The 17783-nt window shown below is 71.2% G+C and carries 19 protein-coding genes and 1 riboswitch; of the genes, 10 read left to right on the top strand and 9 right to left on the bottom strand.

Annotated elements, in window-relative coordinates; translation table 11 throughout:
* Nucleotides 1-101: 101 nt before the first annotated feature.
* Nucleotides 102-881: an alpha/beta fold hydrolase gene (locus MPPM_RS07380; RefSeq protein WP_096484490.1), complete on the bottom strand. Its 780-nt coding sequence runs from the start codon at nucleotides 879-881 to the stop codon at nucleotides 102-104.
* 155 nt (nucleotides 882-1036) lie between these two features.
* Nucleotides 1037-1615 (bottom strand): DUF308 domain-containing protein, encoded by a 579-nt coding sequence (locus tag MPPM_RS07375; protein ID WP_096484489.1) that lies wholly within the window; start codon nucleotides 1613-1615, stop codon nucleotides 1037-1039.
* Between the two features lie 161 nt (nucleotides 1616-1776).
* On the opposite strand from MPPM_RS07375, the gene MPPM_RS07370 reads away from it, so the two are divergent.
* Nucleotides 1777-2682, top strand: coding sequence for an AraC family transcriptional regulator (locus tag MPPM_RS07370; protein WP_096484488.1), 906 nt, complete (start codon nucleotides 1777-1779; stop codon nucleotides 2680-2682).
* A 71-nt stretch (nucleotides 2683-2753) separates the two neighbouring features.
* The gene (locus tag MPPM_RS07365) at nucleotides 2754-5654 is read left to right on the top strand and encodes a PAS domain S-box protein (protein WP_173807890.1); all 2901 of its coding nucleotides are present in this window, start codon (nucleotides 2754-2756) and stop codon (nucleotides 5652-5654) included.
* Nucleotides 5655-5750: 96 nt separating this feature from the next.
* On the opposite strand, the gene MPPM_RS07360 is transcribed toward MPPM_RS07365, so the two are convergent.
* From MPPM_RS07360 to MPPM_RS07350, 3 genes are all read right to left on the bottom strand, one after another.
* On the bottom strand, nucleotides 5751-6947 hold the full coding sequence (locus MPPM_RS07360; protein ID WP_173807889.1) for a YeeE/YedE family protein: 1197 nt from the start codon (nucleotides 6945-6947) through the stop codon (nucleotides 5751-5753).
* A gap of 44 nt (nucleotides 6948-6991) precedes the next feature.
* Nucleotides 6992-7972, bottom strand: coding sequence for a sulfurtransferase (locus tag MPPM_RS07355; RefSeq protein ID WP_096484485.1), 981 nt, complete (start codon nucleotides 7970-7972; stop codon nucleotides 6992-6994).
* 344 nt (nucleotides 7973-8316) lie between these two features.
* Nucleotides 8317-9201 carry an alpha/beta fold hydrolase gene (locus tag MPPM_RS07350; RefSeq protein ID WP_096484484.1) on the bottom strand — a complete coding sequence of 295 codons (885 nt, stop codon included), beginning with the start codon at nucleotides 9199-9201 and terminating at the stop codon, nucleotides 8317-8319.
* Between the two features lie 241 nt (nucleotides 9202-9442).
* Here MPPM_RS07350 and MPPM_RS07345 point away from each other — a divergent pair, with 241 nt between their 5' ends.
* A complete protein-coding gene (locus MPPM_RS07345) occupies nucleotides 9443-9889 on the top strand; it encodes a hypothetical protein (RefSeq protein WP_096484483.1) in 447 nt (148 codons plus the stop codon).
* Nucleotides 9890-9925: 36 nt separating this feature from the next.
* Here the strand turns inward: MPPM_RS07345 and MPPM_RS07340 are convergent, their stop codons facing one another.
* The gene (locus tag MPPM_RS07340) at nucleotides 9926-10183 is read right to left on the bottom strand and encodes a hypothetical protein (RefSeq protein WP_096484482.1); all 258 of its coding nucleotides are present in this window, start codon (nucleotides 10181-10183) and stop codon (nucleotides 9926-9928) included.
* 234 nt (nucleotides 10184-10417) lie between these two features.
* On the opposite strand from MPPM_RS07340, the gene fae reads away from it, so the two are divergent.
* Complete coding sequence (gene fae / locus MPPM_RS07335) at nucleotides 10418-10957, top strand: formaldehyde-activating enzyme (RefSeq protein ID WP_096484481.1); 540 nt, start codon at nucleotides 10418-10420, stop codon at nucleotides 10955-10957.
* 357 nt (nucleotides 10958-11314) lie between these two features.
* Here fae and MPPM_RS07330 read toward each other — a convergent pair whose 3' ends face one another.
* Nucleotides 11315-12205 carry a LysR substrate-binding domain-containing protein gene (locus tag MPPM_RS07330; RefSeq protein WP_096484480.1) on the bottom strand — a complete coding sequence of 297 codons (891 nt, stop codon included), beginning with the start codon at nucleotides 12203-12205 and terminating at the stop codon, nucleotides 11315-11317.
* Nucleotides 12206-12281: 76 nt separating this feature from the next.
* On the opposite strand from MPPM_RS07330, the gene MPPM_RS07325 reads away from it, so the two are divergent.
* The gene (locus MPPM_RS07325; protein WP_244573504.1) at nucleotides 12282-12920 is read left to right on the top strand and encodes a LysE family transporter; all 639 of its coding nucleotides are present in this window, start codon (nucleotides 12282-12284) and stop codon (nucleotides 12918-12920) included.
* Between the two features lie 127 nt (nucleotides 12921-13047).
* Here MPPM_RS07325 and cobO read toward each other — a convergent pair whose 3' ends face one another.
* Together cobO and cobU are read right to left on the bottom strand one after the other, a co-directional pair.
* Nucleotides 13048-13650 (bottom strand): cob(I)yrinic acid a,c-diamide adenosyltransferase, encoded by a 603-nt coding sequence (gene cobO, locus MPPM_RS07320; protein WP_096484478.1) that lies wholly within the window; start codon nucleotides 13648-13650, stop codon nucleotides 13048-13050.
* A gap of 1 nt (nucleotide 13651) precedes the next feature.
* Nucleotides 13652-14185, bottom strand: a complete 534-nt coding sequence (gene cobU / locus MPPM_RS07315) for a bifunctional adenosylcobinamide kinase/adenosylcobinamide-phosphate guanylyltransferase (protein ID WP_173807888.1) — start codon at nucleotides 14183-14185, stop codon at nucleotides 13652-13654.
* A gap of 66 nt (nucleotides 14186-14251) precedes the next feature.
* Nucleotides 14252-14452, top strand: a riboswitch (cobalamin riboswitch).
* 40 nt (nucleotides 14453-14492) lie between these two features.
* On the opposite strand from cobU, the gene MPPM_RS07310 reads away from it, so the two are divergent.
* Genes MPPM_RS07310 through MPPM_RS07290 form a run of 5 tightly spaced genes read left to right on the top strand, consistent with a single transcriptional unit; the run spans nucleotide 14493 to nucleotide 17782 of the window.
* A complete protein-coding gene (locus tag MPPM_RS07310) occupies nucleotides 14493-14672 on the top strand; it encodes a CbtB domain-containing protein (RefSeq protein ID WP_012453356.1) in 180 nt (59 codons plus the stop codon).
* Nucleotides 14673-14702: 30 nt separating this feature from the next.
* The gene (locus MPPM_RS07305) at nucleotides 14703-15461 is read left to right on the top strand and encodes a CbtA family protein (protein ID WP_096484476.1); all 759 of its coding nucleotides are present in this window, start codon (nucleotides 14703-14705) and stop codon (nucleotides 15459-15461) included.
* Complete coding sequence (locus MPPM_RS07300; RefSeq protein ID WP_096484475.1) at nucleotides 15454-15861, top strand: DUF1636 family protein; 408 nt, start codon at nucleotides 15454-15456, stop codon at nucleotides 15859-15861. Before MPPM_RS07305 ends, MPPM_RS07300 begins: the two co-directional genes overlap by 8 nt.
* Nucleotides 15858-16892: a cobalamin biosynthesis protein CobW gene (gene cobW / locus MPPM_RS07295; protein WP_096484474.1), complete on the top strand. Its 1035-nt coding sequence runs from the start codon at nucleotides 15858-15860 to the stop codon at nucleotides 16890-16892. The genes MPPM_RS07300 and cobW overlap by 4 nt, the downstream gene beginning before the upstream one ends.
* On the top strand, nucleotides 16889-17782 hold the full coding sequence (locus MPPM_RS07290) for a DUF4349 domain-containing protein (protein WP_096484473.1): 894 nt from the start codon (nucleotides 16889-16891) through the stop codon (nucleotides 17780-17782). Before cobW ends, MPPM_RS07290 begins: the two co-directional genes overlap by 4 nt.
* Nucleotide 17783: the final 1 nt, after the last annotated feature.

Below are 17783 nucleotides of genomic sequence, written 5' to 3'. Positions count from 1 at the left end.
ATATCCAGCACGATGCGCTAGCAAGACCTGCCACCCTTCGCCCGGGAGGAGGGGTGAGCGACCGTCCCGGCAGGCGTTCGCACCGTCCGGTCGCGCGCTCCTCACGGGCGGTGTCGGGGCTGTCCGGCGGCCTCGAGGATGAGGTCTGCGATCGCCTGCGGCTGCGAGATCAGTGCCAGATGGCTCGCGGCCAACTCGATCGTGCGCGCCTTCATCCGGCCGGCCATGAAGCGCTGAAGGTCCGGGTTGATCGTCCGATCCTGCGTCGACACGGCGTAGAAGCTCGGCTTCGCGCGCCACGCGGCCTGTGTCGTCCGTGCCTGGAGCAGCTCTTTGCGGAACGGCTGCTGGACGGCGAACAGCACCTTCGCCCGCTCCGGGGGCAGGTCGCCGGCGAAGTCCTTCAGGAAGGCGGCTTCGGTGAGGCGCCCCTCGTCGCCGTCGAAGACGATCCCGGCGGAGGCTGGCGGCGTCGGATAGGTCTTGGCCAGTGCCGTGTAATCCTCGCCGGCATCGGGGGCCCGCGCCGCGACGTAGACCACGGCTGAGACCTTCGGATCGGCGCCGGCCTCGGTGACGATCATCCCGGAGAAGGAGTGCCCGACCAGGACGGTCGACCCCTCCTGCCGCGCCAGCACCCGCTGCGTGGCGGCGAGCGCCTCGTCGAAGGTGGTCAGCGGGTTCTGCACCGAGGTGACGGTGAGGCCCGCCGCCTGCAGCCGGGGGATCACCTCCGACCAGCACGAGCCGTCGGCGAAGAGGCCGTGTACGAGCACGACATTGCGCGCCCGCGGCGCGTCCTCGGCTCGGCTCGATCCGGGCAGCAGCGCCGCCGCAGTGAGGGCCGCGAGCGATCGGTTCAGGGTTCGGCGGGTCAACATGCCTGCAGCTCCTCTCAGGATCGGGATCGTTGCGCTTTGCGCCGGCCGGGCTCGCCGACAGGGGGGCGCCCGACGGCCTGTCCGCGGCGCCCCGGCGATGGCGGCCTCAGCGGCTCGCATCCCCGGTCGTCGTTCACGCTCGTCATTCACGCGCGTCATGCGAGATGTTCGGCCGATGCCTTTCGGAACATCGCAAGCCTCAGCCACACGGCGGAGACGAGGAAGTAGAAGGCACCGAACGCGGCATAGGGCGCAATGTCCGTGATGCCGGGGCTCGCGGCGCCCGCGGCCAGCGTGACGAAGAACCCGCCCGCGAGCGTCGACTGGGCCCCGCTCAGCACCATCGCCCATTGGGCACCCGCCTTCCAGCGGCGCAGACCGGTGACGAGCTGCAGCAGGCCCGAGAGGATCGCCCAGACGCCGAAGACCGCCAGCACCGCGTGGAGGCTCCAGCCGAGCGCGACGACGACCGCGACGGCGACGATGCCGCTGACCGCCGCGTTGAGGGACTGGCTGGGATTGGCCGCCAGACCGCCGCTGCGCCGCGCGTCGATGAGGTTGGCGGCGGCATCCCAGGCGGGATAGGCGACCAGAAGCACCGCTGCGGCGGGCGGCACGGCTTGTCCGATGGTGAGGGCCGCCGCCACCCAGCCGGCGGAAACGCCGGCGCGGAGGAAGGAGTAGGAACTCAGCCAGCGCGCGGTATCACGCTCAGAGGGCTGGACGATCGGCATCGGCGTATCCTTCATGTGCGTGCCGTGAGCGGCGCGGGGCAGCGGGCGACCACAGGGCAGACCGGCCGACAGGATTGCCGGCCTGCGCGAAAGAGGTGTTCTTTCAGGGCGTTACGCGCTGCGTCAGGGGCCATGTGTACAGCCGGGGGCCGACGACACCCATGACCGGATCTCTGGAAAACTTGACCGATCTTCCGGAGGGCGGACTGCGCGGCGGCGTCTCCGGCGATCTCCTCTCGCATGTGCTGGCGCAGATCCGGCTGACCGGGGACCATGTCCGCTCGCGCGAGATCGCGGCGTCCGAGCGTCTGGATCTGGAGGCCGGGGCGGCGCATGTCCTGGTGCTCGCCGACGGCGCGCTTCACATCGAGGACGCCGGCGAGGCGCCGGTCGTGATCGACGGGGGCGACCTCCTGCTTCTGCCCCGCGGGCTCGGCGCGGCGCGGCTGGTGGCGTCGCGGGCGCCGGCATCGGTGATCCTGTGCCGGTTCTGGTTCGATCCTCACAGCCTGCGCGGCATGATCGCGGCCCTGCCCGAGCGCATCCACATCCGGCGCGCGGAGGGCGCGGGCTGGCTCGACGGCATCGTGCCCTTCCTGATGGTCGAGGTGACCGACGACGAGCCCGGCGCGGCCCTGATGATCTCGCGGATCATCGACGTAATCGTCATCCGCACCCTCCGGACATGGGTGCAGCGCGGGCACACCACCGGATGGCTGGGCGGGCTGTCCGACGCCCGCATCGCCAGGGCGCTGAAGCTCGTGCACGAGCGGCCGCTGCAGCGATGGAGCATCGATGCCCTCGCCGACGCGGCCGGCATGTCGCGCTCGAGCTTCTGTGAACGCTTCGCCGCGCTCGTCGGCCGCTCGCCCCTGCGCTACCAGAACGAGTGGCGGCTCAACCTGGCCCGGGCCATGCTCGCCGCGGGCGACGCGCGGGTCGGCGAAATCGCATTGCGTGTCGGCTACGAGTCCGAATCCGCCTTCAGCCGTGCCTTCAAGGCCATGTTCGGCTACCCGCCGAGGGACGAAGCGCCATCGCCGGGCGAGGAACGGCGTCACGACTAGAAACGTGACCGGCCGAACCGGAACACTGCTCAGCTCTGGTGGCCGGGCGCGACCTGTGCAATCCCGGCTCGATGACCGAATCCCTCCCGTTCCTGGCCGGGGGCGGCGAGGCCGCCCGCATGATCGCCGAGCGCGACTGGTCGGATCACCCGCTCGGAGCTCCGCAGACCTGGCCCGAATCGCTGCGCACGGCGCTGAGTCTCATCCTGAATTCGCCCGAGAGCATGATCCTGGCCTGGGGGCCGGAGCTGCACTTCTTCTTCAACGACACCTACTTCCCGCTGCTGGGCCCTCGCCTGTCCTGGGCCATGGGCGAGCGCTTCGACCGGGTCTGGGCCGATGGCTGGGACCAGGCCAAGCCGATCATCGACGACGCCTTCGCCGGGAAGAGCCGCCGCTTCGAGGATCTGCCGTGGAAGCTCGCCACAGACCGGGGCGAGGCCGAGACGTGGTGGAGCTTCTCCTACTCGCGGGTGCTCGACGGCGAGGGCCGCATCGCCGGCCTGTTCATCTTCACCAACGAGACGACCAAGCGCGTCCGCACCGAGGCCCTGCAGCGGGAGAGCGAGGCGGCCCTGCGCCGCAGCGAATCCCTGCTCTCGGCGACGCTGGAGGGGCTCCCGGTCGGCGTGATCATCGCCGACGCGGACGGGCGGATCGTGCGCGACAACCCCGCCAACCGCGAGATCTGGGGCATCCCGCCGGAAACCGAGAGCTGGGAGGGCTACGGCGACTGGATCGGCTACTGGCCGGAAACCGGCGAGCGCCTGCGCGCCGAGGATTGGGGCATGGCCCGCGCCCTGCTGCACGGCGAGACCGTGCGCGGCGAACTCGTGGAGATCGAGCGCTTCGACGGCGGCGGGCGGCGGCTGTTCCTCAACAACGCCGCGCCGATCCGCGACCGCTCGGGCACCATCGTCGGCGGCGTCGTGGCCGAACTCGACGTGACCGCGCGGATCGAGGTCGAGCGGCGGCTGCGGGAGAGCGAGGCGCTGGCCCGGGTCAATGCCGAGCGGGTCCAGCTCGCCCTCTCGGCCGGGGCGATCGTCGGCACCTGGCTCTGGGACCTGCCCACCGACCGCTTCACCGTGGACGAGGCCTTCGCCCGCGCCTTCGGCCTCGATCCGGCGCTCGGCCGCGAGGGCCTGAGCCTCGCCCAGGTGGTCGAGACGGTCCATCCCGACGACAAGGCCGGGCTGGCGCAGGCGATCGGCGAGGCCATCGCCCGCGGCGGCGCCTACGCCCACCAGTACCGGGTGCGGCGCGCCGACGGGCGCTATTACTGGATCGAGGCCAACGGCCGGGTCGATCACGCGCCCGACGGCACGCCGCTGAGCTTCCCCGGCGTCCTGATCGACGTGGAGGAGCGCCGCGCCGTGGCAGAAGAGCGCGACCGGGCCATCGTGCTCCTGCGCCGGCTCAATGAAACGCTTGAGGAGCAGGTCGCCGCGCGCACCGCCGAGCGCGACCAGATCTGGCAGGCCTCCAGCGACCTCCTGGCCGTGGCCGATTTCGAGGGCCGCTTCGTCAGCCTCAACCCGGCCTGGAGCGCCACCCTCGGCTGGAGCGAGGCCGAGCTGAAGGCCGTCCCCTTTCTCGACTTCGTCCACCCCGAGGACCGGGATCAGACGCTTGCCGCCGCCGCCGACCTCGCCCGCGGCGAGATGCGGCTCGGCTTCGAGAACCGCTACCGCACCCGCGACGGCAGCTATCGCTGGTTCTCTTGGAACACCGTGCCGCGCGGAGGACTCATCTACGCCTCGGTGCGCGACGTGACCGCGATTAAGGAGCAGGCGCGGGCTTTGGCCGAGGCCGAGGAGGCGCTGCGCCAGAGCCAGAAGATGGAGGCGGTGGGCCAGCTCACCGGCGGGCTCGCCCACGACTTCAACAACCTGCTCGCCGGCATCTCGGGCAGCCTGGAGCTGATGCAGACCCGCATTGCCCAAGGCCGGCTCAAGGACGTCGATCGCTACATGGGCGCCGCGCAGGGCGCCGCCAAGCGCGCCGCGGCGCTGACCCACCGCCTGCTCGCCTTCTCCCGCCGCCAGACCCTGGATCCCAGGCCCACCGACGTGAACCGGCTGGTGATGGGGATGGAGGATCTGATCCGCCGCACGGTCGGCCCCACCATCACGATCGAAGTCGTGGGCGCGGCCGGGCTCTGGCCTTCCCTGGTCGATCCGCCGCAGCTCGAGAACGCGCTTTTAAACCTCTGCATCAACGCCCGCGACGCCATGCCGGAGGGCGGGCGCATCACCATCGAGACCGCCAACAAGTGGCTCGACGCGCACGCCGCGCGCCAGCACGAGGTGCTGCCCGGCCAGTACCTCTCGCTCTGCGTGACCGATACCGGCACCGGCATGAGCCCGGACGTGCGGGCCAAGGCGTTCGAGCCGTTCTTCACCACCAAGCCCACCGGCCAGGGCACGGGGCTGGGGCTGTCGATGATCTACGGCTTCGCCAAGCAGACCGGCGGGCAGGTCCGGATCTATTCCGAGCTCGGCGAGGGCACGACGGTCTGCCTCTACCTGCCGCGCTACCACGGCGAGGCCGAGTCACCGGATTCCCTCGGCCCGCTGGTGGATGCGCCCCGCGCCGAGCAGGGCGAGACGGTGCTCGTGGTCGATGACGAGCCCACCGTGCGGATGCTGGTGACCGAGGTGCTGGAAGACCTCGGCTACACCGCGATCGAGGCCGCCGACAGCGCCTCCGGCCTCAAGGTGCTGCAATCGGACGTGCGCATCGACCTGCTGATTTCCGATGTCGGGCTCCCCGGCGGCATGAACGGCCGCCAGATGGCCGATGCCGCCCGGGTCTCGCGGCCCGATCTCAAGGTGCTGTTCATCACCGGCTACGCCGAGAACGCGGCGGTGGGCAATGGCCAGCTCGATCCCGGCATGGCGGTGCTGACCAAACCCTTCGTGGTCGAGACGCTGGGCCTGCGCATCCGCGAGATTATTTCGCGGAGGTAGCCAGCCCGACGGCGAGGACGTCGTCCGAGGTCATGCCCCGAGGCATGCCAGAGGATCGCGGATCGGGAGCGGGACGGGAAGCCGCGCGGGTCGCCGTCAGGCGAGGAGCCCTGTTCGCCGCCCCAGCCACAGCGTCCCCGCCGCTCCGGCGAACATCGTCGCGCCGAACACCCAGCCCGACACGGCCCCGGCCATGATGCCGGAGAGCAGCGTGCCGACGCTGCAGCCGAGTCCCGTCATCGCGCCCCAGCCGAGCAGCACGCCGCCGGTCAGGCCGCGCACGACCTGTCCCCGCCGCGGCAGGGCGGGCCGGAACTGGCCGGCGACGAGCGCTGCGGCCAGGGCGGCGAGCACGAGGCCGCCGACGAACAGGCCGTTCGGCGTGAGAAGGGCATCGCGCACGGCCGTGGCGCAGCCGCGGAAGGTGTCGAGCCCCTCCAGCCGGTCGGGCAGCAGGCCGAGCGCCCCCGCCGCCTGCCGGGAGCGGCCGCCGATCTCCGCGGTGACGCCGAGCGGGCCGACCCGCAGATAGGCCAACGTTCCGAGCGCTCCGACCGCGAGGCCCCCGAGCCAGACCGGCCAGCGCGCCACGAACACGGCGTGCAGCGGGTCGCGCCGGACCGGCGCGTCCGGTGCGGGCAGTCGGCGCAGGAGCGGCCAGGCCAGGGCGGCGAGCAGGGCCAGCGAGAGCGCGAGGCTCGGCCCGTAGCCGAGATGGCGCGGCAGCCACAGCACGGGCGCCTCTGAGACGCTGGCGAGGTAGAGCGGGTTCCAGCTCGCGAAGCCGAGGACGAAGCCGAGGCCGGTGCCGATCAGCGCGAAGGGGGCCGTCGGCGAGCCCTCGCCGAGGCGGTAGAGATGAGCGCTGATGCAGGAGCCCGAGATCGCCATGCCGGCGCCGAAGGCGAGGCCGGCCAGGGCCAGGACCGGCCCGACGGGACCGATATGCGCGTCCGGCGGCAGGCGGGTGCCCGACGGGTCCGGCATCCAGGCGCCGAGCACCACGGCGTAGCCGGCCGCGCCGGCGGCCAGCGCCGCCAGGATGCCGAGCATCCCGCGCGGATCGCCAGCCACCAGAAGATCGCGCCACTGGCAGTAGAAGCAGAAGCGGCTGCGCTGGAGCACGAAGCCGAACACTGCGCCGAAGACGAGCGACAGGGCGAGGCGCGTGCCGCCCGGCTCGCCCGAGAGGCGCCAGGCCGCCGCGGCGAGCCCGGCGGCGATGGCGACGGCCACCGCCTTGGCGGCGACCGTCCGAACGGGGAGCGCGCGCCCGGTTCCGGGCGCGCCCACGCTTCGCGGCGGGAAAGGCAGCGCCTCGCCCGGAGGCGCGGTCGTCACTTGCCGCCCCAGACGGTGCCGGCGAGGTTGACCACCGGCACGCCGACGGCGTTGCCGTACTCGGTCCACGAGCCGTCGTAGTTGCGCGCGTCGTAGCCGAGGATGCGGCTCAGGACGAACCAGGAATGGCTCGAGCGCTCGCCGATGCGGCAGGAGGTGATGATCGGCTTCGACCCGTCGATTCCGGCCGCCGCGTAGAGGGTCTTCAGTTCCTCCTTGGACTTGAGCGTGCCGTCCGGATTCACCGCCTTGGCCCAGGGGATGTTGACCGAGCCGGGGATGTGGCCGGCGCGGATCGCGAGTTCCTGGATGCCGGGAGGCGCGATGACCTTGCCGCTGAACTCGTCGGGCGAGCGGATGTCGAGGATGTGCTCGTCGCGCTCCCGCTTGGCGACCGCCAGCACGTCGGCGAAGCGCGCCCGCAGCTTGCCCGAGGGCGCCTGCGCCGTGAAGGCCGAGGGGGCGACCTCGGCGGTGCGCGTGTCGAGGGGGCGCTTCTCGGCCTCCCACTTCTTGCGCCCGCCGTCGAGGAGCTTGACGTTGTCGACGAGGCCGTACTGGGCGAGCACCCAGGCGCCCCAGGCGGCGAACCAGTTGTTGTTGTCGCCGTAGAGCACCACGGTCGTGTCCCGGTCGATGCCGAGGCGGCGGGCGAGCGCCGTGAACTTCTCGGGCCCGGCGATGTCGCGGCTCACCGTCTCGACGAGATCGGTGTGCCAGACGACGTTCTGGGCGCCCGGGACGTGGCCGCGCTCGAACACCCCCGGTTCGACGCTGACCTCGACGATCCGGAGGTTCTTGGCGTCGAGGTTCTTCTCCAGCCACTCGGTCGAGACGAGGGGGCTATCCTGCGCCGCATTCGGTTTGGCCGCGTTCTCCTTGGGCGGTTTGGCCGCCGGGTCCGGCGCGGCGGACAGACCCGTCGGTGCGAGGAGGCCCGCGGCGATCGTGAGCAGGAAGGCGGATGTGCGCAGCACGGGACAAGCTCCGGAATGGGCAGCCGAGGTCGTCCGGAGTCGCAGGGGCTCCGGGAGGGCGTATTCGGTGAGGTTGGGGCCGTCCGGCGTCGCGTCTTCCTGCCGGAGATCAGTCCCGCTCGGAGGCTGTTCCGGGTGAATGCAGTCGAGGCCGGACCGCACCTCAATGTCGCCGTGTCGAGCGCATCGGGTCAACGGAATAATGATCCGTTTATCTCGTGCGACCGGCGAGATCGGTCCCGCAGACCCCGTTCGAAAATGAAGGATTATCTTGGGCCTTCGAACGTGCGGCCGGTTTCGTGCGATGGCGCCGCCGCGACCGCCCGCCTCGCACGGGGCACCTGTCAGCCGCCGATCCGCTCGAAGAAGTCCGCGATCGCCCGCGCCGCCGCGTCCGGCCGTTCCCGGTGTGGGAAGTGCCCGGCCCCCGCGAAGGGCGCGAGATCGAGATCGGAGAACGTCTCGCCGAGGCGATCGGTCCAGGCGTAGGGGAAGAGCGGGTCCTGCGTGCCCCAGCGGATGCCCGTCGGCACGCGGATCGGCGGCAGGGCGGGGGCCTCGCCCCGCAGCATGGCGAGCCGGGTCGCCTGCTGGCTCAGATACCAGTTGAAACCGCCCTGCAGGTTGCCCGGCGCGAGGAAGTTGTCGGTGAAGGCTTCGAGCACGTCGTCGAAGGCGGCCGGATTGCCGCCGGCCCAGTGGTGCAGGAAGTGGCCGATATAGGCGCGGCAGCTCTCGCGGCTGGCGCCGACCACCTGCGCCGCGAACGGCTTGAGGTGGAAGGACTGGTACCAGATCTCGGCCAGCATCTCCGGCTGCGCCAGCCGCGGGCCGATGCCGGGATAGGGGCAGTCGAAGAAGAACAGCCCGGTGAGCCGGTCCGGGTTCGCCCGGCCGAGAACCTGCCCGATGAAGGCGCCGACATCGTGCCCGACGACGCCGACGCGCCCGATGCCCAGGACATCGAGAAGGCCGACGATATCGGCGGCGTGAACCTCGGGTCCGGCCCTGTCGGAGGGGCCGTGATCGGGCTTCTCGCTGGCACCGAAGCCGCGCAGATCCGGTGCGATCAGGCTGAAGCGGTCGGCCAGCCGCGCCATCACCGGTTCCCAGGTGAGCCAGAATTCCGGCCAGCCATGCAGGAGCACCAGAGGCCGACCCGCGCCCGCTCGGGCGACGTGCAGCTGCACGCCGTTGGCCGTCACCGTGTCGTGCCGGATCTCCACCATGCCGCCCGTCCCTCTTCCCCGCGACGCCGTCCGTCCGGCAACGCGGCGGTCCCGCCCACCCGTTCCCCGGTGCCCGTCACTGGCGCGTCACAGGCGCGGGCGGCCGCGCCACCGCCAGAGGAGGCGGAAGGAACTCGGGCGCTGTCGCGCGCGCGACAGCTTGACCGGGCAAGCTGGACTGTTTCAATGCGCCGGTTCCCGCCCCGCGCGGGCGGGTATCGGCGCGCGTATGAGGCGGCAGATGGCGACGACAGTTCGGCGACTCGCGCTCCCGCTCGCGCTGGGCGCCAGCCTATCCGTCTCGGGCTGTACCGGTTTCGGCTACATCTCCCAGACCTACGTCTCCCAGGTGCCGCAGGTCGTCACGATCGGCTGCAACGAGCCCTACGAGATCTACGACAACCGCCAGCGCCGCCGGGTTCTGGTGGTCTCGAACGCCCTGCGCGAGGTGACGGGCTGCGATGTCGGTCAGGTGGGGGCCGGGCGTCCGCCTGCGGAAACGCGTGCCGCACGCTTCCGCACGGCGGCGCGCACCTATCTCGACGAGACCGTGCGCGAGGATTGCAAGATCACCGGCGAGACCGTGTTCAGCGACCTGCAGACCGAGTTCGCCTACGCCTGCGACGCGCCGGTGGAGCCGCGCGGCACGGTGGTGCCCCGCCTGCCCGGGCGGCGCACGCAGCGCTGATCCGAGCGGCGGTCCGGCCTCCTCCGGGCTCCTGCCTCAGGACTCGTGAGGGCCGACGAAGGTGCGCTCGGTGGCGTCGCCCGCCGCGGCCAGGAGCGCCCGGGCGAAGGCCCGCGCCTCGGCGCGGTCGAGGCTGATCACCGCGGTGACGGGGCGCCCGCCGAGGTCGGGCAGACCCAGTTCCAGGCGCACGCCCTCGCCCTCCGCCGTGGCGGAGAGGGTCCAGCCCGCGTCGCGTCCGGCCCGCTCGCCGCGCGTCGCGCCCCGTCTGTCGCCCTGGCCGCGCTCGCTCATCGAATCGGTCCTTTCGCTTCCGCGCGACCCTGTCATGGGCGATTCATGGGCGATTTTCCGGTCGCAGACCAGGGGAGGCGCCCGGGCGGCACGTCCGGCCGGCCCGGTCCCGCACGCGCCGCCGGGGGGGCTGCCGAGCGTCGGCAGGTAATTGACGCGCGGGGCCGGGGATGATGTCTGCGCGCCGACCGCCCGCCGGGCGCGACGTCACACGACACCTAAGGGATGACAGACATGTCCGAGATCTGGTTTCGCACCGGCGAGGCGACGGTGCTCGCCGCCGAGGGGCAGTTCACCGACGCGATGCCGGAGGTGCTGATCGGCTCCACCCGCGGCCCCGTGGGCCACGCCTTCGCCGGCATGCTCGGGCAGGTTCAGGGCCACACCCGCATGTTCGTGGTGCGCGACCTCAACCAGCTCGTGCGCCCCTCCACGATCATGACCACCAAGGTCACGATCCACACCGCCGAATACGCCGAGCTGCTCGGCGGCGTGGTCCAGGCGGCCACGGGCGACGCCACCGTCGATTGCGTGATCGAGGGCATCCTGCCGAAGGACGGCCTCGACGAGCTGTGCATGATCATCACGATCTGGCTCGACGAGCGCTGCGGCAAGGACGAGAACCTCGACCGCAAGGATCTCTACCGCACCAACTACGAGGCGACGAAGCTCGCCATCGCCCGCGCCATGAAGGGCGAGCCGACGATCGACGAGCTGATCGCCAACCGCAAGACGGTGAAGCACTACGCGCTCGAAGACATCATCGAGTACTGATTTTTTCGAAGACGGGGCGCGGCTCGGGCCGCGTCCCGGCCGTCCTGCCAGCGCCCCATCCCGCCGCGGGCGAAGCGGGGGATCCCGACGGGGGGCGCTCCCCGGCACCGGATGATGCGCCCGCTCGTAGGCCTCCGCGAGCGCGGCCAGCACGTCGAGCCTGTCGCCTTCCGGCGGGTCCCGCGGGGGGCGCCCCACAGCCGGTCGATTTCCTGCAAGGCCTCGGTCAGGTCGGCGGACGTGCGGATACCAATGGCAGGCTCCCGGCGTTCAAACCCAATCGGCTCGACCATATGAGGGAGCCGCTTTCGATCCTTCTGACGTTTCGGCACCGGGCCGGACGCATCGAATCCGGGATCAGCCAATGCCGGCCATCCAGGACCCGATCATCTCTCGTGCCCGGGCGACGCGTGACGGCGCCCCCTCGGACGATAGGAGAAGGTAGCGCGACCCGTCGGTCGTGAAACCGGCGGGCGCGGCCAGCACGCCGCTCGCGATGTCATCGCGCGCCATGTGCCATGACCCGATCGCGACCCCCAGGCCCGCGGCGGCGGCTTGCAGGGCGAGATAGAAGTGCTCGAACCTCCGAGTTGCGCTGGTGGGCAGTTTTGCGCCGGTGCTGCCGCTCCAGTTCGCCCATGCTTCGGGGCGCGACTGCGAATACAGGAGCTTAGCATCGGCTCGCAGCGTCGGCGTCGGACCGCTCCGGTCGAAGAAGTCGTCAATCATGTCGGCGCGGCAGATCGGTCCCATGCGCTCCTCGAAGAGGTCGTCTGCCCGGATGCCCGGCCCCAGAGGGAAGTCCGACCGCCGGATCGCCAGATCAATGCCGCCGCCGAACGTAACCGGCCCACCCGCCGCCACCAGATGCACGTCGATCTCCGGATGCGCCCGGTGGAGCGTCGATAGACGGGGGATGAGCCAGCGCATCAGAAGCGTCGGCTCGCAGGACAGCGTGACTGGTCCTGCCCGGCCCTGATGCCGCAACTCATCGGCCGCCGTAGCGATGAGGTCGAGTCCGTCGCGCACGGCTTTCGCCAGACGCCGCCCCTCCTCCGTCAGGTAGACGCGGCGGCTGCGGCGCTCGAACAGGGCGACGCCGAAATCGGCCTCGATGAGGCGCACCGCGCGGCTGACCGCGCCGTGTGTCAGGTGCAGGGCGTCGGCGGCACGGCTGAAGCTCTCCAGACGTGCTGCCGCCTCGAAGCAGCGGAGCGCTGCCAGCGGCGGGAGGCGGCCGGCGCCCATCTGTCAGCCAAACTCACCAACACGGTCAGCATTTATCATTTTTCCAGCCATGTCCAAAAGTCTAGCGTGAGCCAGGATGATCCCTTGGAGCGCATCTGTGGCCGAACTGCTCGCCGTCGTCACCATCACCCTCTTGGCCGTCGTCAGTCCCGGCCCGGATTTCGCGATGGTGACGCGCAACAGCCTCGTGCTCTCGCGGCAGGCCGGACTGCTGACGGCGATCGGCATCGGCGGCGGCGTCCTCGTCCATGTCGCCTACACGATCCTCGGTGTGGGCCTTCTGATCCAGCAGTCGATCTGGCTCTTCAACGCACTGAAGCTTGTCGGCGCGGCCTATCTCGTTTGGCTGGGCTTCGGGATGCTGCGGGCGAAGCCGGTAAAGGACGAGCCGAACGCTCCCGTGGCAGCGCTCTCCGACATGATGGCAATCCGGGTCGGGTTCCTGACCAACGCGCTGAACCCGAAGACGACGATCTTCATCGTCAGCCTATTCATGCAGGTCGTCCAGCCAACGACGCCGCTCAGCATCCAGATCGGCTACGGTGCCTTCATCTCGGCCGCGCACATCGTCTGGTTCGTGCTCGTCGCCTTCTTCTTCTCCGCCGGGGGCGTCAAACGCCGCATCCTGCGCGTGCGGCACTGGATCGATCGGGTGTTCGGTGGGATGCTGGTTCTCTTCGGGGTATTGTTGGCGCGGACGAGCTTGGCACGCTAACTTCTCGTCCCGTCGCCGCCGGCTTTCCGTGCAGCCCGTCCAGAAACCGGACGGGAAGCCTCCACAGCCCTTCGCAGCGACAATCTGATTGGGTTGGCATCCCAGTCTCACGAGACCACACGCACCCTCAGAACTCGATCCCCTCCTGCGCCTTCACCCCCGCCGAAAAATGGTGCTTCACGCTGCCCATCTCGGTGACGAGGTCGGCGGCCTCGATCAGGGCCGGCTTGGCGTTGCGGCCGGTCACCACGACGTGGAGGTCGGGGCGGCGCGCCTGCAATTCGGCGACGACCGCGTCGAGGTCGAGATAGTCGTAGCGCAGGGCGATGTTCAGCTCGTCGAGGACGAGCAGGCGGATGCTGGCGTCCGCCATCAGCGCCCGCGCCGTCTCCCAGGCGTTGCGGCAGGCGGCGATGTCGCGGGCCTTGTCCTGGGTCTCCCAGGTGAAACCCTCGCCGAGCGCGTGCCACGCGATCCGGTCGCCGAAGCTCTTCAGGGCGCGGGCCTCGCCGGTGTCCCAGGCGCCCTTGATGAACTGCACCACCCCGACCCGGTGCCCGCGCCCGAGCATGCGCAGCACGAGGCCGAGGGCGGCGGTCGTCTTGCCCTTGCCGGGGCCGGTATGGACGATGAGCAGACCCTTCTCGATCTTTTTGGACGCGACCTCGGCGTCCTGCACCGCCTTGCGCTTGGCCATCTTTTCGCGGTGGCGCGTATCGTCTTCGCTCATCTCAAGGATTCTCGCGTGAGGGTTTGACCGTCAGCGGCAGCCCGGCGACGGTGAGCACGACCCGGTCGGCGTCGCGGGCGAGCCGCTGGTGCAGCCGCCCGGCCGCATCGCGGAACCGGCGGGCGAGCGCGTTGTCCGGCACGATGCCGAGACCGACCTCGTTGGCCACCAGCACCAGCGGGCCCGCCGCCGCGGCGCAGGCCCGCGCCAGCGCCTCGGTGGCCGCGTCGAGATCGGCCTCGGCCAGGAGCAGGTTGGTGAGCCAGAGCGTGAGGCAATCGACCAGCACCGGCCCGGTCGCGGCGGCCACCGCCTCCGGCAGCGCCGTCGGCACGTCGAGGGTGCGCCACGATTCCGAGCGGCGCGCGCGATGTTCGCCGATGCGGACGCGCATCTCGTCGTCCCAGGCCTGCGCCGTGGCGATGTAGAGCCAGGGGGCGGGGCAGGCCTCGATCAGCCGCTCGGCAAAGGCGCTTTTGCCCGAGCGCGCGCCGCCGAGCACCAGCGTCATCCGGTCGGGTGCAGCCTCCGTCATGGCCGTCCGTTTGCACCGGGCTGAGGCCCTCACGCAATGGCGCTTTGCATGGGCACCGACTCCGCGTTACAAGCGGCGGGTGACGGTGCCCCGGCGACGGGGTGAAAAGGGAATGCGGTGAGAGGCTTTTTCGAAAGTCCCGATTCCGCGGCTGCCCCCGCAACTGTGAGCGGCGAGTTCCTGCCACGAGCCACCGGGTGTTCCGGGAAGGCGGCAGGCACGATACCAGCCGCGAGCCAGGAGACCTGCCGTCTGAAACGTTCTGTCCTCGAACGCCGCCGGTGGGGCGGCCGGAGCCCGTGACCCGATGACGACTGCGACCCTTCAGACCCAGGCCACCACCCGCTCGGCCGAGGGCGCCCGCGCGCTCATCGTCGCCGCCTTCCTCGGCCTCGGTCTCGTCTTCGTGGCGGGCTTCGCCCCGGCCACCGTGCTGCACAACGCGGCGCACGACTTCCGCCACGCGCAGAACTTCCCCTGCCACTGATCCGCGCATCCAGCGGCTCAAAGCGGTTCCATGATCACCCGGTTGCTGTCGGCGGCGCTCGTCGCCGGCTTTCTCGCGTCCGTCGTCGCGACGGGCCTTCAGCTCGCGCTGACCTCCCCGCTGATCCTTCAGGCGGAGACCTACGAGGGCGCGCATGCCGCCCTCGCGCCGTCCCCCGCCGCCCCCTTCGCCTCGCTGATCGTCCCGGCCCATGCCCATTCCCACGGCGAGGGTGGGCATGACCACGGCAAGGCGGACGAGTGGCAGCCCGCGCCGGGCCTGCAGCGCATGGCCTTCACCGGGCTCGCCACGCTGGTCGGCGGCGTCGGCTACGCCCTGCTGCTCGCGGCGGTGATGCTGGCGCTTCGCCGCGATCCGACCCCGCAGGGCGGGCTCGTCGTCGGGATCGCCGGCTTCCTCGCGGTGGCGCTCGCCCCCGCCATCGGCCTGCCGCCGGAACTGCCCGGCATGGGCGCCGCGCCGCTCGTGCTGCGCCAGTCCTGGTGGCTGATGACGGTGATCGCCACCGGCCTCGGCCTCTACCTGATCGCCGTGCGGCGGGTGCCGCTGACGATCCTCGGCGGCCTCGTCCTGATCGTCGCGCCGCATCTGGCGGGCGCGCCGCAAGCGATCGACACGGTCTCGTCGCAGGTGCCCCCGGCGGCGGCTGCGCAATTCGCCGCGCGCTCGCTCGCCATCGGCTTCGTGTTCTGGGCGGTGATCGGGCTCGCCTATGGCTGGGCCTGGGGGCTGTTCGGCCGCGAGGCGGGTGCGCGTGCGAATGCCTGATCCCGACACCGCGGTCCTGTCCGTCTGCACCACCTGCCGCGCGGCGGGGGACACCTCCGAGCCGCGCGCCGGGGCCAAGTTTCTGGCCGCGCTGCTCGCGGAGGCCGAGCGCGAGCCGGTGCCGGGCCTGACGATCGAGGGGGCCGAATGCCTCTCGGTCTGCAAGCGGCCCTGCACCGTGGCGGTCGTCTCGCCCGGCCGCTGGACCTACGTCTACGGCGACTTCGACGCCCTCGAAGATCCCGACACCTCCGCCCGCACCATCCTGGCGGGTCTGCGTCGCTACCTCGAGACCCCCGACGGCGTCGTGCCCTGGCGCGAACGGCCGGAGGCGTTTCGCAAGGGCGTCGTCGCCCGCATCCCGCCGCTCAAGGCGGCCCGAGGGGAGACCCCATCATGAGCCTCGTCGAAAAGATCCCCTGCACCATCGTCACCGGCTTCCTCGGGGCCGGCAAGACGACGCTCGTGCGCCACACCGTCGAGAACGCGGGCGGGCGCCGCCTCGCCATCATCGTCAACGAGTTCGGCGATCTCGGCTTCGACGGCTCGTTCCTCGCCTCCTGCGGCATCGAGGGCTGCGACGAGGATTCGGTGGTGGAGCTGCCCAACGGCTGTATCTGCTGCACGGTCGCCGACGACTTCGTCCCGGCGCTGACGAAGCTTCTCGACCGGCCCGAGCCGCCGGAGCACATCCTGATCGAGACCTCCGGCCTCGCCCTGCCCAAGCCCCTGGTCCAGGCGTTCCAGTGGCCGGCGATCCGCTCGCGGGTGACCGTGGACGGCGTGATCGCCGTGGTGGACGGCCCGGCGGTCGCCTCGGGGCTGTTCGCGGAGGATCCGGACGCGCTCGCCAACCAGCGCGCGGCAGATCAATCGGTCGATCACGACAACCCGCTGGAGGAGGTGTTCGAGGACCAGATCCTCTGCGCCGACCTCGTGGTGCTCAACAAGTCCGACCTTCTGGATGAAGCGGGCCGCCAGAAGGTTCGCGCCGAGATCGAGGCGCATCTGCCGCGCGCCGTCGAGATCGTCGCGACCGAGCACGGCCGCCTCGACCCGCGGGTGCTGCTCGGCATCGCCGCCGCGGCCGAGGACGACCTCGACGCCCGCCCCTCGCATCACGGCGAGGGCGAGGACCACGATCACGACGACTTCGAATCCGTCGCCATCCCCGTCGGCGTCGCCGGGAGCCCGGAAGATCTCTCCGCCCGCGTGGAGCGGGCGGCCGAGACCGAGGGCGTGCTGCGGATCAAGGGGTTTGCCGAAGTGAAGGGCAAACCGATGCGCCTCGTGGTGCAGGGTGTCGGCCGGCGCGTCGCCGCCCATTACGACCGCCCGTGGAAGGGTGCCGAGCCCCGCGACGGGCGCCTCGTCGTCATCGGCCTCAAAGGGTTCGATCAGGACGCGGTGGCGGCCGCTTTGCGCGGATGAGCCGGGGTGGGGCCGAAGGTCGGCGGCTGCGCGGGCGATGGCGCGCGCTTCTGCCGGCCATCGTCCTTCTCGCCGGCTGCTCCGACAACCGGCGCGAGGCGGCCGATGACCTGCGCATGGCCGCAGCGCCCGCGCCCTTCGTCTCCGCCGCGCGCGAAGGGAGCACGGCCAAGCTCGCCTATCGCCACGACCTCACCGTCGGCCTCGCGCCGGACCGGGTGGCGCCGCACTTCGCCGCCGCCCGCGACCGCTGCCTCAACGAGACCGCGGGCTGCACCCTGCTGAATGCCTCGATCCGCGACGGCGGCGGCACGCGCCAGCCGCAGGCGCAGGTTAAGGTGCGGCTGCCGCACGCCGCGGTCGCGCCTTACGTCGCCTTCGTCACCGCGCCCCTGCCGGGGGAGGCGGCGGGCGACGTCGCGCTGATCGAGCAGGCGACCCGCGCCGAGGATCTCACCGCCGCCCTCGCCGATACCGGCCGGCGGCTGACCCAGCTCAACGACTACCGCACCCGCCTGACCGCGCTCGCCGAGAAGCCGGATAACCGCGCCGAAGACCTGATCAAGATCGCGGGGGAGCTGGCGCAGGTCCAGAGCCGGATCGAGGAGACGGAAGCGGCGCGCCGCGGCCTTGATGAGCGCGTGGACACCGAGATCGTCACGGTGGATTTCCGCACCAGCCGGGCGCGGGCGGGGGCCTTCGCCCCGGTGCAGGAGGTCTGGTCCCGCAGCGGGCCGATCCTCGGCGAGAGCGCGGCCTCCGCCCTGCGGTTCACCGTCGCGAGCCTGCCCTGGTTGCCCCTCGTCCTTTTTGCCGCCTTGCTCCTGCGGCTGGTCTGGCGCATCCGGCGCAAGCGGGCGCATCCGGCCCGCGTCCGCCTGGAGCCGTGAG

Origin of the sequence: Methylorubrum populi, assembly GCF_002355515.1 — a bacterium.
Taxonomy (GTDB): domain Bacteria; phylum Pseudomonadota; class Alphaproteobacteria; order Rhizobiales; family Beijerinckiaceae; genus Methylobacterium; species Methylobacterium populi_A.
Note: the sequence above shows the minus strand (reverse complement) of the source record. Positions and strands in the feature narration are given on the sequence as shown.

Excerpts from the sequence above, each read along its gene's own strand:
- fae (WP_096484481.1), top strand. The coding sequence starts at position 10,418 with ATGTCCGAGATCTGGTTTCGCACCGGCGAGGCGACGGTGCTCGCCGCC.
- MPPM_RS07370 (WP_096484488.1), top strand. The coding sequence starts at position 1,777 with ATGACCGGATCTCTGGAAAACTTGACCGATCTTCCGGAGGGCGGACTG.
- MPPM_RS07300 (WP_096484475.1), top strand. The coding sequence starts at position 15,454 with ATGCCTGATCCCGACACCGCGGTCCTGTCCGTCTGCACCACCTGCCGC.
- MPPM_RS07380 (WP_096484490.1), bottom strand. The coding sequence starts at position 881 with ATGTTGACCCGCCGAACCCTGAACCGATCGCTCGCGGCCCTCACTGCG.
- MPPM_RS07340 (WP_096484482.1), bottom strand. The coding sequence starts at position 10,183 with ATGAGCGAGCGCGGCCAGGGCGACAGACGGGGCGCGACGCGCGGCGAG.
- cobU (WP_173807888.1), bottom strand. The coding sequence starts at position 14,185 with ATGACGGAGGCTGCACCCGACCGGATGACGCTGGTGCTCGGCGGCGCG.
- cobO (WP_096484478.1), bottom strand. The coding sequence starts at position 13,650 with ATGAGCGAAGACGATACGCGCCACCGCGAAAAGATGGCCAAGCGCAAG.
- MPPM_RS07330 (WP_096484480.1), bottom strand. The coding sequence starts at position 12,205 with ATGGGCGCCGGCCGCCTCCCGCCGCTGGCAGCGCTCCGCTGCTTCGAG.
- MPPM_RS07365 (WP_173807890.1), top strand. The coding sequence starts at position 2,754 with ATGACCGAATCCCTCCCGTTCCTGGCCGGGGGCGGCGAGGCCGCCCGC.
- cobW (WP_096484474.1), top strand. The coding sequence starts at position 15,858 with ATGAGCCTCGTCGAAAAGATCCCCTGCACCATCGTCACCGGCTTCCTC.
- MPPM_RS07305 (WP_096484476.1), top strand. The coding sequence starts at position 14,703 with ATGATCACCCGGTTGCTGTCGGCGGCGCTCGTCGCCGGCTTTCTCGCG.
- MPPM_RS07345 (WP_096484483.1), top strand. The coding sequence starts at position 9,443 with ATGGCGACGACAGTTCGGCGACTCGCGCTCCCGCTCGCGCTGGGCGCC.
- MPPM_RS07350 (WP_096484484.1), bottom strand. The coding sequence starts at position 9,201 with ATGGTGGAGATCCGGCACGACACGGTGACGGCCAACGGCGTGCAGCTG.
- MPPM_RS07325 (WP_244573504.1), top strand. The coding sequence starts at position 12,282 with ATGATCCCTTGGAGCGCATCTGTGGCCGAACTGCTCGCCGTCGTCACC.
- MPPM_RS07375 (WP_096484489.1), bottom strand. The coding sequence starts at position 1,615 with ATGCCGATCGTCCAGCCCTCTGAGCGTGATACCGCGCGCTGGCTGAGT.
- MPPM_RS07310 (WP_012453356.1), top strand. The coding sequence starts at position 14,493 with ATGACGACTGCGACCCTTCAGACCCAGGCCACCACCCGCTCGGCCGAG.
- MPPM_RS07290 (WP_096484473.1), top strand. The coding sequence starts at position 16,889 with ATGAGCCGGGGTGGGGCCGAAGGTCGGCGGCTGCGCGGGCGATGGCGC.